The 16,021-nt window shown below is 38.8% G+C and carries 14 protein-coding genes; 5 read left to right on the forward strand and 9 right to left on the reverse strand.

The window, feature by feature from the left end; all coding sequences use genetic code 11:
• Positions 1 to 5: 5 nt before the first annotated feature.
• The 4 genes from ODZ84_RS19340 to ODZ84_RS19355 all read left to right on the forward strand — a co-directional run bounded on the left by ODZ84_RS19340 (position 6) and on the right by ODZ84_RS19355 (position 7,175).
• Positions 6 to 2,339, forward strand: coding sequence for an ATP-dependent helicase (locus ODZ84_RS19340; protein WP_266174029.1), 2,334 nt, complete (start codon positions 6 to 8; stop codon positions 2,337 to 2,339).
• Between the two features lie 310 nt (positions 2,340 to 2,649).
• Positions 2,650 to 5,349: a TonB-dependent receptor plug domain-containing protein gene (locus ODZ84_RS19345; protein ID WP_266174030.1), complete on the forward strand. Its 2,700-nt coding sequence runs from the start codon at positions 2,650 to 2,652 to the stop codon at positions 5,347 to 5,349.
• Between the two features lie 130 nt (positions 5,350 to 5,479).
• Positions 5,480 to 6,301: an alpha/beta hydrolase gene (locus ODZ84_RS19350; protein ID WP_323136787.1), complete on the forward strand. Its 822-nt coding sequence runs from the start codon at positions 5,480 to 5,482 to the stop codon at positions 6,299 to 6,301.
• Positions 6,302 to 6,407: 106 nt separating this feature from the next.
• Complete coding sequence (locus ODZ84_RS19355; RefSeq protein WP_266174031.1) at positions 6,408 to 7,175, forward strand: phospholipase D family protein; 768 nt, start codon at positions 6,408 to 6,410, stop codon at positions 7,173 to 7,175.
• On the opposite strand, the gene ODZ84_RS19360 is transcribed toward ODZ84_RS19355, so the two are convergent.
• The 3 genes from ODZ84_RS19360 to ODZ84_RS19370 are packed head-to-tail and all read right to left on the reverse strand — an operon-like array spanning position 7,172 to position 9,358.
• Positions 7,172 to 8,194 carry an alpha/beta hydrolase gene (locus tag ODZ84_RS19360; protein ID WP_266174032.1) on the reverse strand — a complete coding sequence of 341 codons (1,023 nt, stop codon included), beginning with the start codon at positions 8,192 to 8,194 and terminating at the stop codon, positions 7,172 to 7,174. The two genes, ODZ84_RS19355 and ODZ84_RS19360, sit on opposite strands and share 4 nt — an antisense overlap.
• 20 nt (positions 8,195 to 8,214) lie before the next feature.
• Positions 8,215 to 8,598, reverse strand: a complete 384-nt coding sequence (locus ODZ84_RS19365) for a DUF3037 domain-containing protein (RefSeq protein WP_266174033.1) — start codon at positions 8,596 to 8,598, stop codon at positions 8,215 to 8,217.
• Positions 8,585 to 9,358: a HipA family kinase gene (locus tag ODZ84_RS19370; RefSeq protein WP_266174034.1), complete on the reverse strand. Its 774-nt coding sequence runs from the start codon at positions 9,356 to 9,358 to the stop codon at positions 8,585 to 8,587. Before ODZ84_RS19370 ends, ODZ84_RS19365 begins: the two co-directional genes overlap by 14 nt.
• Before the next feature lie 167 nt (positions 9,359 to 9,525).
• Between ODZ84_RS19370 and ODZ84_RS19375 the strand changes: the two genes are divergently transcribed.
• Positions 9,526 to 10,374, forward strand: a complete 849-nt coding sequence (locus ODZ84_RS19375; protein ID WP_266174035.1) for an alpha/beta hydrolase family protein — start codon at positions 9,526 to 9,528, stop codon at positions 10,372 to 10,374.
• Between the two features lie 88 nt (positions 10,375 to 10,462).
• Here the strand turns inward: ODZ84_RS19375 and ODZ84_RS19380 are convergent, their stop codons facing one another.
• The 6 genes from ODZ84_RS19380 to ODZ84_RS19405 form a co-directional block, all read right to left on the reverse strand.
• On the reverse strand, positions 10,463 to 11,284 hold the full coding sequence (locus ODZ84_RS19380) for a flavin reductase family protein (protein WP_266174036.1): 822 nt from the start codon (positions 11,282 to 11,284) through the stop codon (positions 10,463 to 10,465).
• Between the two features lie 197 nt (positions 11,285 to 11,481).
• Complete coding sequence (locus ODZ84_RS19385; protein ID WP_266174038.1) at positions 11,482 to 11,781, reverse strand: GxxExxY protein; 300 nt, start codon at positions 11,779 to 11,781, stop codon at positions 11,482 to 11,484.
• Between the two features lie 93 nt (positions 11,782 to 11,874).
• A complete protein-coding gene (gene fahA / locus ODZ84_RS19390; protein WP_266174039.1) occupies positions 11,875 to 13,122 on the reverse strand; it encodes a fumarylacetoacetase in 1,248 nt (415 codons plus the stop codon).
• Positions 13,123 to 13,309: 187 nt separating this feature from the next.
• On the reverse strand, positions 13,310 to 13,795 hold the full coding sequence (locus ODZ84_RS19395; protein WP_266174040.1) for a hypothetical protein: 486 nt from the start codon (positions 13,793 to 13,795) through the stop codon (positions 13,310 to 13,312).
• Positions 13,796 to 13,851: 56 nt separating this feature from the next.
• Positions 13,852 to 14,982: a 4-hydroxyphenylpyruvate dioxygenase gene (gene hppD, locus ODZ84_RS19400; protein ID WP_266174041.1), complete on the reverse strand. Its 1,131-nt coding sequence runs from the start codon at positions 14,980 to 14,982 to the stop codon at positions 13,852 to 13,854.
• 233 nt (positions 14,983 to 15,215) lie between these two features.
• The gene (locus tag ODZ84_RS19405) at positions 15,216 to 15,995 is read right to left on the reverse strand and encodes a hypothetical protein (RefSeq protein WP_266174042.1); all 780 of its coding nucleotides are present in this window, start codon (positions 15,993 to 15,995) and stop codon (positions 15,216 to 15,218) included.
• Positions 15,996 to 16,021 lie beyond the last annotated feature (26 nt).

The following is a 16,021-nucleotide window of genomic DNA, read 5'->3' on the forward strand; positions in this document are numbered from 1 at the left end:
GCAGCATGGAGGATTATCTGAAAGGACTTAATGAATCACAATTTGACGCCGTTACCACATTACAGGGACCATTAATGGTACTTGCCGGGGCTGGTTCGGGAAAAACACGTGTGTTGACAATGCGTATTGCTCATTTAATTACGAATGGAGTAGACCCCTTCAATATTCTCGCGCTAACCTTTACCAATAAAGCAGCAAAAGAAATGAAAGAACGTATTGCAAGAGTGGTGGGCCAAAGCAATGCAAGAAGTCTCTGGATGGGAACATTTCACTCGGTGTTTGCAAGAATTCTGAGAGGAGAAGCACACCTCCTTGGTTTCCCCTCCAACTTTACGATCTATGATCAGCAGGATGCGCTGAATGTGATCAAAAAAGTAATCAAAGACATGAACATCGATGCCGATTTGTACAAGCCTAAAAAAGTTCAGTCCAGGATCTCTACCTATAAGAACAATCTGATCACAGTGAGAGCTTATTACAATAATCCGGAACTGATGGAAGCTGATGAAAAAGCGAATATGAAATTCATAGGGAAAATCTACGAAAAATATGTCGATGCCTGTTTCAGAAACGGAGCCATGGATTTTGATGATTTGTTATTAAAGACCAATGAGCTGCTGACCCGTTTCCCCGAAGTGCTGGCAAAATACCAGGACAGGTTCAGATATATCCTTGTGGATGAGTACCAGGATACCAACCATTCCCAGTACCTGATTGTAAAGGCACTGGCTTCAAAGTTTGAAAATATCTGTGTGGTGGGTGATGATGCTCAGTCTATCTATTCATTCCGTGGAGCTAATATTTACAATATATTAAATTTTAAGAAAGATTATCCTGACGCTATTACGGTCTCACTGGAACAGAATTACCGTTCTACGCAGAATATCGTGAACGCGGCAAATGTGGTGATCGCCAAAAACTTACAGCAGTTTAAGAAAAATGTATTCAGTGAAAATGAAGAAGGAGAAAAAATAAAAGTCTACCGGTCACTTTCTGATGCTGATGAGGCAAATTTCGTAGCAGGAAATATCTGGGAAACCCGGAACAGGGAACAGAGGAAATACAGTGATTTCGCGATCTTATACCGGACCAACTCTCAGACGCGTGCTTTTGAAGATGCTCTGAGACGCAAAAATATTCCGTACAGGGTATATGGAGGTCTGTCTTTCTATCAACGGAAAGAGGTGAAGGATTTAATTGCTTATCTGCGTCTTCTGATCAATGAAAATGACTCCGAGGCATTAATGAGAATTATTAATTATCCGGTAAGAGGTATAGGGGAAACCACGCAGAATAAAATCATTGTTTTTGCAGATGCCCATAATATTTCTGTCTCGAAAGTTTTAGACAGTCTTCCGATGTATGCTCCTCAGCTAGGACTCAATAACGGGGTTTTAAATAAACTGAATGATTTCTGGTCAATGATCAAAGCATTTAAGGTCCTGCTTAAAACAGAAACGGCCTATGATGTTGCGATGGAAGTGGCAAAACGCAGCGGTTTAATCAAGTTTTTAAAAGACGATCAGACACCGGAAGGAATTTCGCGTGTGGAAAATATTCAGGAATTAATGAACTCGATGCAGGGATTCATAGAAGAGCAGATGCAGATTGAAGACGGAGATCCGAGTCTGCCGAATTTTCTTGAGAATATTGCCCTTTCTGCAGATACGCAGAATAAGAATGATGATGAGGAAATGGTTTCGCTCATGACCATTCACCTTTCAAAAGGCCTAGAATTCCCGGTAGTTCACCTGGTTGGTCTGGAGGAAAATCTCTTCCCGAGTTTTATGAGTTCGGCTACCAGAGAAGATCTGGAAGAAGAAAGAAGACTTTTTTATGTGGCTTTAACAAGAGCTGAAAAGCAGGCCTTTTTCTCATATGCGGTTTCCCGTTTCCAATGGGGCAAAATTACGGATGCGGAGCCTTCCAGATTCTTAAGCGAAATTGATGACCAGTACATTGAATTTGTGAATCCGGCCATTGAAAAACGCTTTATCAACAATTCCGGAGTGAAATCCAATATTTTTGATGAACACCCTTCCGAAATGAAAAGCTTTAAAAGAGTCGAAAAAAAGACGATTGAGAAAGCAGAGGGCTCGAAGCCTATTGCGGAACCCCGTAAGCTGAAACCTGTTGCCACCGCAAAAATTATTAACCCGAGCGGTGCTTCGTCACAGGATATTGAAGTAGGTGATAAGGTAAGACACGACCGTTTCGGGATCGGAGAAGTAACATTCCTGGACGGAACGGATCCCCAAAATATTAAGGCAAAAGTAGTTTTCATGCATGAAGGCGAAAAGAACTTAATTTTAAAATACGCTAAGCTTACAAAAATATAATTTAAAATCTAAGCATTAGTTCCATTACCCAATGGTTTGATCTTGATTATCATAAATAAATCTCAGAATGAACCTGAGAAAGACAGAAAGTCCGCTTCATTTACTGTGAGGCGGACTTTTATTGATATTCCGGAATTCAAGTGAGCACGGTTTCCTGTTCCAATTAAGAATTTCGTTTAATATTAGGATTCTGTTGAATAAAAATAGATTTGATCGATGACGAATTTCTGTTATTTTAATCTACTAATTTTGTAGACTAATAAATATGAATTACTTTTGCCCCTCATATAAACAAATTAACATAGAAGGTATGGCAAATAAAAAGACAATTTTTTCAGCTTCAGTTTTATTTTTTCTGGGAGCTTATGCCTTTGGACAGGAGAAAACCGATACGGTGAAAACATCAGATCTGGAGGAAGTGGTTATTTTAGGTTCAAGAAGCGGAGCAAGATCAAAAACAGACAGTCCGGTTCCCGTAGATGTTTTTAATATAAAAGAATCTTCCATCGTTTTACCTCAGACCAATATTTCACAGATTTTAAATGCAGTGGCCCCTTCGTTTACATCAACCATTCAAACCAATGCAGATGGGACCGATCATTTGGATCCGGCTCAGTTGAGAGGTTTGGGTCCGGATCAGGTACTGGTTCTGATCAATGGTAAAAGAAGACATACTTCTGCTTTGGTCAATGTCAACGGAAGTCCCGGAAGAGGAACCGTAGGTACGGATTTAAATGCAGTTCCTTCTTTCGCCATCAACAGAATAGAAGTTTTAAGAGACGGCGCTTCCGCACAGTATGGTTCTGACGCGATTGCAGGAGTTATCAATCTAGGATTGAAAAGAGATACCGGAAAACTGACCGGTCAACTGACTTACGGTGGAAACCTGACCTCCGCGGCAAATGACCATACCGGTGATTTTGACGGGCAAAATATTCAGGTGGATCTCAACTATGGTAACAAGATTGGCAGGAAAGGAGGCTTTTATAACATTACCTGGACTTCACAGTTCCGAAATCCGACCTACAGAGCCGGAACGGAAAGCGGAACGATTTTTAATGCGTACAATGCCATTGAAAAAAGAGCCCTGAACGACGGGGTTAATCTTTCTTCACTGTTTACCAATATCAACTCAACCCCTGATTCTCAGCAGTTGATTAATTATATACATCAATATGCTCAGGGAGTAAATTATTTTTCACAGGCCTTTCAAAATCAGATTCAGGGAGCCAATACCATTGCTGCGTTGCAGGGGATTTTGAATCAGGATGTAACCAATCAGGAACTGGACTACAGAGGCCTTTCCAGAAAAGATTACAATATGCAGGTCGGGCAGTCCAAACTGAACAACCAACAGCTTTTTGCGAATGTGGAAGTTCCGATAAACGATCACTGGAAAGTGTACACTTTTGGAGGATACAGCTATAGAAGCGGTACTTCGGGAGGGTTTTACAGAAAACCGAACCAGAGCCGGACATTTACAGGCCTGTATATCGACGGCTACCTGCCCCAGATCGGGACAGATATTCAGGACCTTTCACTTTCTGCCGGAATCAAAGGAATTTGGGAAGGCTGGAACGTAGATTTCAGCAATACTTTCGGACAGAACGCTTTCGATTATACTATTCAGAATACGGGAAATACATCTCTGAGGTTTGTATCTCCAAGAGAATTCCGCGCGGGAGGATTGCGTTTTTCCCAGAATACCATTAATCTGGATATTGCTAAAAAATATGATGTGTGGAGCGGTATTAATGTTGCTTTCGGAGCAGAACACCGGTACGAAAATTTCAAAATCACAGCAGGAGAGGAAGCTTCTTATGCCACGTATGATGTGAACGGAAATGTCTGGAATAATACCACTCAGCGTCCCACAGATTTCTTTGGAAATGCCCTTGCCGGCGGTTCCCAGGTTTTTGCAGGGTTCCGACCGGAAAATGCCGTAGATAAAAACAGGCAGTCCGTAGCGGGATATGCCGATGTAGAACTGAATTTTACCGATTGGCTCCTGGTAGATGCTGCTGCGAGATATGAAAATTATTCTGATTTTGGTTCTACCTTTAATTATAAATTAGCATCAAGAGTCAGATTGGCTCCCAATTTGAATTTCAGATTTGCCGGTTCTACGGGATTCAGAGCGCCGTCCATTCACCAGATTTATTATAATGTAACGTCTACCTTATTCACAGACGGGCAATTAAGGGAAGTAGGAACCTTCAGCAATGATTCTCAAATCGCTGAAGATTTTGGAATTCCGAAATTGAAACAGGAGACGTCAAAATCTGCAAGTATAGGTTTTACATACAAAATTCCGGATTTCAATCTGAGCTTTACGGCTGATGGATATTTCACAAGAATTGATAACAGAATTGTGTTAACGGATCAGTTTACAGGTCCTTTGGTGAATACTTTAGGGGTAAACGGTGCACAGTTTTTTGCCAATTCTATCGATACGGAAACAAAAGGGCTCGATATTGTTGTTACTCAGCAGGCACGGTTCTCGGATTTTAAGCTGGACAGTAATTTTGCGCTTAATTTAAACCATACCCGCAAGGTCGGAGACACCCACACTTCTTCTAAACTGGAAAGCCTGGGACTGGAAAATACTTTTTTTTCAGAAAAATCAAGGGTTTATCTTGAAGAAGCGGTGCCGCAGGTGAAAGCCAGTTTATCACATAGTTTAGCCTGGAGAAATGCCAGTGTTTATTTAAGAAATACGTATTTCGGAAAAGTGACAGGGGCCGACATTATCGACGCTAATGGAGACGGAGTTATCGGTTTCAATGAGCATCAGAAAATTGCAGCTAAAATCATTACAGACATTTCTCTGGCCTATCAATTTACAAAAAACGTAGGGCTCACCCTGGGCGTAAACAATCTTTTTGATATTTATCCTACCGAAAACCTTCCGGCATCTACCAATAATGATCAGTTCATCTATTCACGGTCTACCTCACAGTTTGGCCAGAACGGGAGATATGTGTTTTCAAGGCTCAACATTAATTTTTAAATAATCAAAAATCTCTACGGAACGGATTCAATATTTTTTTGAGTCCGTTTTGTTTTTTTAAAGATCGCAGTTTTAAGCTTATTTTACGTCTGACTGGAGTAAATTTGTATATTTAAAGCTTAAAATGATTATGATGCCTAAGATTATCACTTGTTTAGTACTGACCTTAATTTCTCTTAACGTATTTTCACAGAAAGATCATACTTTCAGTAATATTCATTACTACGATGAAAAAATAAACAAATCAGATGTTTATATCAACGAAAGGTGTATTCTGGATCTGTACGTTCCTGAGAATGCTAAAAATTTTTCCACCATACTTTGGTTTCACGGTGGGGGCCTGACAGGAGGACAGAAAGAAATACCTGAAGCTTTAAAAAATAAAGGTGTTGCCATCATCGGGGTTAATTACAGGCTTTCTCCTAAGGTTAATGCTCCGGAATATATTAAAGATGCAGCAGCTGCTACGGCCTGGGCTTTTAAAAATATAAAAAAATACGGAGGCCGTGAAGACCTGATCTTTATTTCGGGACATTCCGCAGGCGGTTATCTTGCCGCGATGGTAGGCCTCAACAAATCTTATCTTGATACGTATGGAATTGACGCCAATAAACTGGCCGGAATTATTCCTTTCAGCGGACAGATGATTTCTCATTTTACGGCCAGAAAAGAAAAAGGGATTGATGAGCTGGACGCAAGAATTGATGACTTTGCACCCCTTCATTTTATCCGTGCCGATGCACCTCCTCTGTTGCTGATCACCGGTGACCGCGAAAAAGAATTATTGGGAAGATATGAGGAAAACGCCTACATGGCGAGAATTATGAAATTAAAGGGACATAAGGAAACGACTTTATACGAGCTGGACGGTTTTGATCATGGAGGAATGGCCCAGCCCGCATTTCCGTTACTTCTGAATGAAGTAAAAAGAGTGGAGAAACTGAAAAAATAAAAAGACTTTCAGTTATTGGTAAAACAGGATTGATTATCGCTTTGCAGGATTACTTTTGCACAGCTTTTATTTTTAAACTTTGATGAAATTAAATTGAGTCCGGACAATGGGAATATTTTATAACAATGCGCTCTGTGATATTTACATAGGGAAGAGTGCAGGAGCAAAGCTGATGCAGGATATACGAAATGCAAAGAGCAACGTGAAAATTGTTTCTCCCTATCTTTCGCCTTTTCTGATCAAAGAATTAATTGATCTGCACTCACGGGGAATCCGGATCAGGCTTATTACAAGCGATGAGATAGAGGATTTTTACGGTTATGACAAGAATATTCACAAGCTGATTATTCAGCATAAGCATGTCGATGAAAAAGCAAAAGAAAAACGTGATAGCCTTGTTACGTTATCCGGAACCCTGCTTTTTGCCATGATCGGTCTGGGAGTGGTTCTGCTTCCTTTAATGTATCTTTTAAACAATTTTAAACCGGCCTATGGTTTTATTCTCGTTGTCCTGATGTTCTTTGTGAGAGATTCTGTTGTTAAAAAGATCAAAAGAACAAAAGTTTATCATTACACCTATAAACAGCTTTTTCCCTTTAAAGTATTTGTCTCTCCGAATAGTGGAAATTCTTTCAATAAAACATTCATTCACAGCAAAATTTATATCATCGATGATGAGGTTGCCTATATGGGCTCCCTGAATTTTACCGGAAGCGGGGTCCGGGACAATCATGAAACCCGAATCAGAACTTCGGATCCCAATGCTGTTGCCAAGATCACAGAAGAGGTGAAAGAGATTTTTTACCACTCTAACCTGGTAGAAAGAGACATTCAGTTCTGGGGAAGTCAGTTGTACGAGGAACCGGATAATTAATTAATTTTCTGCGCAACGATAAAATCCACCATTTCATCGGCGAGCCGGTTCAGATCATCTTTATCCGTTGTTCTGAAACCATGATTTCCCTCTTCGACGATGGTTAAAGAACTTTTTATATTTGCTTTCTGAAGGGCTTTCTGAAGTTGTTTTGATTGCTTTAAAGGGACAATCTTATCTTTATTCCCCTGTAAAATAAGCGTTGGAACCGCATGGTCCGCATAGGTAATGGGAGATATCGTTTTAAAATAATCGACAACTTTTCTTTTATCGCTTTTAATTTCGTAACCTGATATTCCGCGGATCAGATTTTCTCTCAGGGTGACGATCTCTTTAGAAAACAGTCCGACAACAGATGCCGGAAATCTTCCGATCCTGGTCAGTAAAAGTTTATTTAAATCGGCAGGTCCGAAATTATTAACCACATAGCTTACCTTTGCCGAATATCCGGATAGTTCCGGAGCTCCCACGAATTCATTATCCTGAGTATACGCTGCGAGCATTGACAGATGTGAACCGGCAGAGGCTCCGAACAGACCGATATTATTCGTATCGAAATGATAGGTTCCCGCATTCTTTCTTACCCATCGTACCGCATCCTTAGTGTCATTTACCGGAGCGGGAAAATGGACATCTTTACTGACCAGCGTATAATCTATGCTGATAACGGCAAACTTTTTCTCAACCAGTTTCAGAATGGTATTTTCGATATAGTTGTCTGCATGGATGATCTTATCACCGCCGACCCAGCCGCCTCCATGAACGTAGATTACCACCGGGAAATTTTCGGCAGGCGTATTTTTCGGTCTGTAAATATCCAAATGTAAAGAATTTCCTTTTTCGTCCGTTTTATAAACCACATTTTCTGAAAAATCGGTTTTTTCCGGCAGAAGTGTGCTTTTCGGAGTTTTCGGCTCCATTGGATTTTGAGAAAAGCTTAGCGAACATAAGCCCAGGAAAAATAAAAAAAACAGGTTTATAGAAAACCTGTACATGATATTGTGATTCATTGATTTCATAGAATATTTTTGAAGTATTGTTATTTTACTAACTCCTCAAAAAGTTTACCAAAAGTAGTTTCCAGATCTTTGGATTTTCCGGGATGGGGTCTTGAAGTCTGAACGACAGAACTCCTGACGGCCGTCAGCCAACGGAAACGTTCAGGAATATCAAACTGAGCAATCGGTCCTCCGTCTTTGTTTCCTTCCGCTATTTTTTTGAAGCTTTCCAGATTCCTGGTGACGTCATCATAATCAAGCTTACTGTGCATTAATCTGAATTTATCCGGACATAGATAAAACTCTACCCTGATAAATTTTTCTCTTTTAGAAAACATCACCAGCCCTATATTGAAAAATTCTTCCCTCTCAACTTTCGGAACCAAGCGTATGACAGCATATTCGTATATTTTATCCTCTTGCATTTTTAGCTTCGTTTAAAAAGATTTCAGAATTTTCTAACCTTGTTTTCAGGAATTTGAAATAAACATCACGGATTTCATCAGGTGTTTCATCAGCATCGTTCCAGTGCAGCCAGTCTTCAGGAATGGTATTGACGATCTCTCTGAAGAGATTTTCATTCAGAATTTCCTTTGCAAATTGGTCCGCTTCATTCAGCATGGTCGCCTGGGGAAGCAACACATGGTCTTTTACATACTTGAACGGTGTTTTGGCCGCGGTGTCAAAACTTTGCCACGAATGATGGAAATAAAAAGAGGCTCCATTATCTATAATCCATAATTCTTTATTCCACATCAGCATGTTCGTGTTTTTAAAAGTACGGTCTATATTGGTGATAAATGCATCCAGCCAGACGATCTTTGAAGCCAGGAGCGGATCTGTGTTGATGCCGGGATCATACGTTATGGAGCCTGAAAGATAGTGCAGACCCAAATTGAGACCCTCAGAGTTTTTCAGCAAATCCTGAATTTCTTCATCAGCTTCTGCTCTTCCAAAATCTACATCAAGGTTGATAAAAACCAGTTCAGGTATTCTCAACCCTAGTGCTTCGGTGATTTTTCCTCCTAATAATTCGGAAATCAGCATCTTAACGCCGTGGCCTGCACCACGGAATTTCAAGACATATTTAAAATCATCATCAGCCTCTGCCAAAGCGGGAAGCGAACCTCCTTCGCGGAGAGGCAGAATGTAACGCGTGACGGTTACTGTTCTTAAATCCAACATATGGCAAAAATAAGATTTTACTTTGTGTTTACGGGTATTTTTAATATTTTTAAGTGCAGAACAGATTTCGAATGAATGTTAGCGGTAAAATTTCCTGCTTTGATGATCAGATTACAGGATTTATCATGTAGCGCAACATTCTGGAAATAAAAATACCAGGATAAAATATGAAGATCACGAAAAAGCAAAATATTATTATTTCAAATCCGGAAACCAGAGATTTTTTAGCAGATGCATTTTACCCCGAAACAGGACAAAAGCTGCCGCTGGTCATTTTTGTTCACGGTTACAAAGGGTATAAAGACTGGGGCGCCTGGAACCTGATGGCAGAAAAGTTTGCACAAGCGGGGTTCTTCTTCGTTAAGTTTAATTTTTCCCACAACGGAACTACTCTGGAGGATCCTCACAATTTTGCTGACCTGGAAGCTTTCGGAAATAATAATTACTCAAAAGAACTTTCTGATTTACGGGCAGTGATCGATTATTTTATTAAAGATGCTGAGGTTGATGCTGAGAAAATCATTTTAATCGGTCACAGCAGGGGAGGAGGGATCTCGATTATTAATACTTATGAAGACGAACGCATCAACGGACTGATTACGCTGGCAAGTGTAGATTCTCTCGAACGTTTTCCTAAAAATGAAGCTTTTGAAAGCTGGCAGAAAGCCGGTGTTTATTATGTTGTTAATGGAAGAACAAAACAGGAAATGCCCCATTATTACCAGTTCTTTGAAGATTTCAAAAAAGATGAGCATCGGTTTGATGTGGAAAGGGCAACCGAAATGGCAAAGGCCCATGTTCTCATCATCCATGGAACAAATGATGAAAGCGTAGCGGTTAAAAATGCTGAACATCTGCATATTTTAAATCCAAATTCGGAATTGTACCTCATCGAAAATGCCAACCATACGTTTGGCGCAAAGGAACCCTGGCACGATGAAAATTTACCGGCTGAGTTGAAAACGGTTGTTGAAAAATGTATAGAATTTATCAATGAGAAGATTGTAAATGAATAGAAAAAGGAGTGATATTATCACTCCCTTTTATTTTTAGTGAATTACCATTAGTATTATTAAATGATAATTTTCTCCTAATATTTAAAAATCATTTAATAAGAATTTTCCAGGCCTCGTCGATTTTATTTTCCAGTAATAATTTCTGAGCCTCCTGATGGATATTTTCGTCATCATAGCAATTTTCAGAAGGTAATACCTCGACATTAGCAAGCATTCCCAAATCATTTCCGGTAAACACCTGACTGTATTTAATGGAGTCCGGCAGAAGATCGAAGCCGATTCCTTTCGTTACCAATGGTTTGGGAACTTCAAAAAGATTATCTTCATTGATTCTGGAATACCAGTTTCCTCCCAGGCGCGCTACCATATCCAGTTTTTTCTGGTCGATATCACCTGTTTCATTTAGATATTCTTCCCTGATATGGATTTTCTGAACTTCACAAATCACCAGGTTTCCTGCTCCTCCCTGATCTCCCAGAGGTTTTACTTCCAATACCTTACACTCAAAGTTAACCGGGCATTCTTCAATAAGTTTAGGGGTGACCAGGTCTGCATCTTTCATGGTGAGTCCCGACTTTATAAATTCATTCACACCATTTTCATATTCCGTTGATGCTAATGAGATTTGCTGGACAATCGGAAAATTGACCGTTCCTATCACCACTTCAGGGATTTCCAGAATATTTTCCAGCGTATGCTTCGTTGTATTGTCACGAACTCTCCTGGATGGTGAAAAAATCAAAATCGGAGGAACCGTACTGAACATATTAAAAAAACTGAAGGGAGATAAATTGATAGTACCATTTTTGTCGACCGTCGAAGCCAGCGCTATCGGGCGTGGTGAAACGGCCGTCTGCATTACAGTTTGTAATTGTACCGGAGTTAATTCGGATGGAGTTACTGTTTTCATCTTTACATTTAACACTTAAGTTAAATTAGTTTTAAATTTTTGCTTTATATAAGTTCACTTTAGTTTTCTAAAAATCTAAGATTTTTATTCCTTTGGAAGTGTTTTGAAAATTTTTGAGGCAAAGGATTCACAGCCTTCATAATAAACATTGATGACATTAAAATTGATAAGAAGTGACCTTGGTAATTTTAAAAGATTCATGTAATTAATTGTTGGGCTCTATGAATCTGATGAATTTCAGAAACAGATTTCACTTCTAAAATCACCAAATCTTCGATCAGAAAATCACATTTTAATTTACAATCTATAAGTTTTCCCTTGTATGCAAAAGGAATTTCAAGTTCACTTTTGTAGTTTAACCCCAACAGTTCAAATTCAGTTTTCAAACATTGATGATAGACACTTTCATATAATCCAGGACCAGCCTGTTTATGAACTTCAATACAGGCTCCAATAATTTTATATGAAAGATCATTTATAAATTTTTGAGTTATCATCAATTAAAAGAAAAATAAAAATCGTAGATTTTTAGAAAACTAAAGTGAACTTAAATTATAATTATATCAACTTAAAAATGCTTAAGTGTTTGATTATTTTGTCGGAATAATTTTTCCACTCACTTCACCGAAACCTACTCTCACGCCATCTTTCTCAGCCCATGCTTTCATGGTTACCGTATCATGGTCATTGATGAATTTTCTTTCCTCTCCGTTGCTGAGCTGAATCGGGTTCTGACCTCTCCAGGTAAGCTCAAGCATGGATCCGAATGATTTTGGATCACTTCCTGAAATCGTACCGCTTGCATACATATCTCCAACTTCCAGATTACAGCCGTTTACCGTATGATGAGCGAGCTGCTGCGTCATATTCCAGTACATGTGTTTGTAGTTGCTTTCTGAAATCAGGTTTTGCTCTCCGTTTTCAGGCTGTAAATAGACTTCAAGGTTGATGTCATAATTTTTATCACCCTCAAATTTAAGATAATCCAAAACTTCAGGATCCTGTTTAGGAGAAGCTGTTCTGAATGGTTCCAGTGCTTCCAGAGTGACCACCCATGGCGAAACAGATGAACCGAAATTTTTCGCAAGGAAAGGTCCTAGCGGAACATATTCCCAGGACTGAATATCTCTGGCAGACCAGTCATTAAAAACAACCATCCCGAAGATGGCATCTTCAGCCTCCTGGGTAGAAATACTTTCACCCATCTCTGTATTTTTATTGATGATAAAAGCCATTTCCAATTCAAAATCCAGTTGCTGACAAGGTCCGAAGATCGGTTTTTCCGCATCTGCAGGCTTCATCTGGCCTTTCGGACGGTTAATCTCTGTACCCGACACTACAATAGATGAGGCTCTCCCATGATATCCTACAGGTAAATGTTTCCAGTTGGGTAACAAGGCATTTGCCGGATCCCGGAACATTTTTCCGACATTGGTGGCGTGTTCGATGCTGCTGTAAAAATCTGTATAGTTCGGAATGTGCACCGGCATCATCATTTTTACCTGATCTAAATCGTAGAATGCATCTTCGATTGTTTTTTCATCTTTTGACAATATTGAACCTTCCTGTAATAATTCCTGAATTTTTAAACGGACTGCATTCGTTACAGGTTTTCCCAGCTCAATGAATTCGTTCAGGGTGTAGGCTTCAAAAATATTGTCCTCAAGCCCATCGATGTCTTCAAAATACGCAAGATCGTACAGTGTGGCAAGATCAATGATCTGATCCCCGACTCTTGTGCAACATGCGATATATTCTTTGTTGAAAACCGCTACTCCAAATGGGATATTGTGTATTGAAAAATCCGAATTGGAGGAATACTCTACAAATGACTTCATAAGCTTAGAATTTAATTTGAATTAAATAATACGTTAAATTTATTTTCAAATATCCGGGATTTCAAAGCACAGCTATTCATAGTTTCTACATATAGTCGGATTGCCAATTATATATTGGTAATCTGAAATGAAAAATATTGAATATTATGACGATGAGATGCCTTATTGCGTGGCATACCCGAAATGTTTATTTATTTTTCACCTTAGAATAAGAGGCTTCGTCGATCCATCTGGCTCTGGTGTTGATATCAATAAGATATAAAATATCATCCTGCCTGGTCAGTAATAAAGTTTTGGTAACCGGGACAGGAACCTTTTTATTTTCAAGCATATCTGCCCGTAAAGAGAATATATTTCTTTTATTTCTTATAATATCACCCGTAAAGACATTGGAACTTGTTTCTCCGGTAGCTTTATCATCAAAAACTTCCACATAAGTAACCGTGTTTCCTTTTATGATAATAAAATCTCTTTCAGTGTGATCTGCTTCCTCTTTTATATAAACAAACTTCTTGTTATCGATGTTTACATTTTCGAGATTCTGATTGACTCCCTTTCTTTCCTCAAGCCTGGTAAGAATATCATTTAATGAGCCGTATTGCGCTTTAATACCCAATGTCGCTGCGAAAAATGAAATTCCGATCATAAATTTTTTCATAATAATGTGTCTCATAAAAAAAGTTTTGTCAAGACTTTTCATCCTGACAAAACTTGATATTGTTGTTGAAATTAAAGATTTCCTCTTCTTTCCTGTTCTCTTTCCAATGCTTCGAATAACGCTTTGAAATTACCGGCACCGAAACTCTGTGCGCCGTGTCTTTCAATAATTTCGAAGAACAGGGTAGGACGGTCTTCTACAGGCTTTGTAAAGATCTGTAATAAATACCCTTCCTCATCATGATCAATAAGTATACCTAAGTCCTGTAATTTCTTAAGATCTTCGTCAATATGACCCACTCTTTGCGGAACCATGTCATAATATGCCTCTGGTGGAGCGGAAAGGAATTCTACACCGCGCTTTTTAAGTTCAGTCACCGTGTGGATAATATCTTTTGTAGCCACAGCGATGTGCTGTACACCTTCTCCTTCATAGAAGTCAAGGTATTCTTCCACCTGGGATTTCTTTTTGCCTTCTGCAGGTTCATTGATCGGGAATTTTGCAAATCCGTTTCCGTTGGACATCACTTTGGACATCAATGCAGAGTATTCTGTATTGATCTGTTTGTCATCAAAAGAGAGGATATTAACAAATCCCATTACTTTTTCGTACCATTCTACCGTTGGAATCATTCTGTCCCAATCTACATTTCCCACACAGTGATCTACATATAATAATCCCGCCTCTTCCGGTTGATAAGTGCTTTCCCACTTTTCGTAACCAGGCATAAACGGTCCTGTGTAATTTTTTCTTTCTACAAACATATGTACCGTTTCTCCGTAGGTGTAAATTCCGGACATTCTTACTTCCCCATGTTCATCAGTAAGTGTTACAGGCTCCAGATAAGGTTTTCCGCCTCTTTTGGTAGTTTCTTCAAACGCTTTATAAGCATCATCTACCCATAGGGCAAGGATTTTCACTCCATCACCATGTTTTTTTACGTGCTCGTTAATAGGTGAATCGGATTTAAGACCCGTGGTTAAAATTAATCTTATTTTTCCCTGTTGAAGAACATACGATGCACGGTCTCTCACACCGGTTTCAGGACCTGCATAAGCTACAGACTGAAAGCCAAAGGCCGTTTTGTAATAATGGGCAGCCTGTTTTGCATTGCCCACATAAAACTCAATATAATCCGTACCGTTAATTGGCAAAAAATTCTCTGCCTGAGCAATTTTTTCGGCAAATGTAAGTGTTGACATATTTTCTATTTTTACTTTTATTCTGGGATGCAAATTACGAATTTCTCATCAATACGGAAATTATAAATAAACTATTCACCAGCTATCGATAACCGGAGATGAAAAGTTCATTTAAGTACGCTTAAGTTTATGATTCAGTGTTTATTTATCTCTACCTTTGTATCGAAGACAAATGAGAAAAAAGTATTTTTGAAAGAAAAGCCGTAGAATATTCTACGGCTTTCTTGCAAATGTTACTCTCTTTTATTTAATATTCCGGCATAAGGATTATAATTATCCCAAATTTTCCAGACATTGTCGATTTTCCGGAGAAAATAAATCTGAGTGCTTAGCCGATTGACAAAATGCTGTTCACCGGAACTTCCTACTTCAAATAAAAGGTTCCAGAATTCCTGAGCCTCCAGTATTTTTTTTTCGGGCTCATCCGTAACCAAATGAACATCGAAAACTTCGTAGTTAGAACGGTTATTTTTTGTAACTAAATGAAAGTCTCTTTCACAAAGCTCTTTACTGAATTGTGATACTCTTGCTAAAAAAGGCGAATCTTCAAATAAGAGATCTTTCAGCAAGTCTGTATTGTGGTTAGGAAATTGTTTACAGAATTCGAAGGCCACAGCACAGTAATCATAAACCATCTGCAGAAAAAACTGATGTTCACTTTCTTCGGACCTTGCCATTTTCTCCTTTACAAACTGGATATAAGCATTTAAATCTTTATAGCCTAAAAAAATACAGATTTTATCCAGTGTTTTCAAGAATCTCAGGTCATTATGCGTTTTGTCCTGGTAATCATTTTCAAAAAAGCGTTGTAAGGTGACATGTGAAATGGTATTTCCGATTTCAAATTTTTTTCCGCCTTTTAATTCCTCGGCTTCAGATAATTCATATTTTATAATGTCGGAAAGAATTATATAATGGCTTCTTTTCCATTCTTTAACATTCCCCAGAACAGAATTTTTCACTTTAGAATGTTTTACAACCTCCTCTCTTATGGAATTATATATGGTCTTCAATTTTCAATATTTAACACGATTTATCA

The organism is Chryseobacterium fluminis, from assembly GCF_026314945.1.
Lineage (GTDB): Bacteria > Bacteroidota > Bacteroidia > Flavobacteriales > Weeksellaceae > Chryseobacterium > Chryseobacterium fluminis.

What these genes read in the sequence shown, in the direction of transcription:
- fahA (WP_266174039.1), bottom strand. Translation starts at nt 13,122, where the DNA reads ATGAAGTCATTTGTAGAGTATTCCTCCAATTCGGATTTTTCAATACAC.
- ODZ84_RS19380 (WP_266174036.1), bottom strand. Translation starts at nt 11,284, where the DNA reads ATGAAAACAGTAACTCCATCCGAATTAACTCCGGTACAATTACAAACT.
- ODZ84_RS19385 (WP_266174038.1), bottom strand. Translation starts at nt 11,781, where the DNA reads ATGATAACTCAAAAATTTATAAATGATCTTTCATATAAAATTATTGGA.
- ODZ84_RS19340 (WP_266174029.1), top strand. Translation starts at nt 6, where the DNA reads ATGGAGGATTATCTGAAAGGACTTAATGAATCACAATTTGACGCCGTT.
- ODZ84_RS19355 (WP_266174031.1), top strand. Translation starts at nt 6,408, where the DNA reads ATGGGAATATTTTATAACAATGCGCTCTGTGATATTTACATAGGGAAG.
- ODZ84_RS19365 (WP_266174033.1), bottom strand. Translation starts at nt 8,598, where the DNA reads ATGCAAGAGGATAAAATATACGAATATGCTGTCATACGCTTGGTTCCG.
- ODZ84_RS19350 (WP_323136787.1), top strand. Translation starts at nt 5,480, where the DNA reads ATGATGCCTAAGATTATCACTTGTTTAGTACTGACCTTAATTTCTCTT.
- ODZ84_RS19395 (WP_266174040.1), bottom strand. Translation starts at nt 13,795, where the DNA reads ATGAGACACATTATTATGAAAAAATTTATGATCGGAATTTCATTTTTC.
- ODZ84_RS19370 (WP_266174034.1), bottom strand. Translation starts at nt 9,358, where the DNA reads ATGTTGGATTTAAGAACAGTAACCGTCACGCGTTACATTCTGCCTCTC.
- ODZ84_RS19360 (WP_266174032.1), bottom strand. Translation starts at nt 8,194, where the DNA reads ATGAAATCAATGAATCACAATATCATGTACAGGTTTTCTATAAACCTG.
- ODZ84_RS19345 (WP_266174030.1), top strand. Translation starts at nt 2,650, where the DNA reads ATGGCAAATAAAAAGACAATTTTTTCAGCTTCAGTTTTATTTTTTCTG.
- ODZ84_RS19375 (WP_266174035.1), top strand. Translation starts at nt 9,526, where the DNA reads ATGAAGATCACGAAAAAGCAAAATATTATTATTTCAAATCCGGAAACC.
- hppD (WP_266174041.1), bottom strand. Translation starts at nt 14,982, where the DNA reads ATGTCAACACTTACATTTGCCGAAAAAATTGCTCAGGCAGAGAATTTT.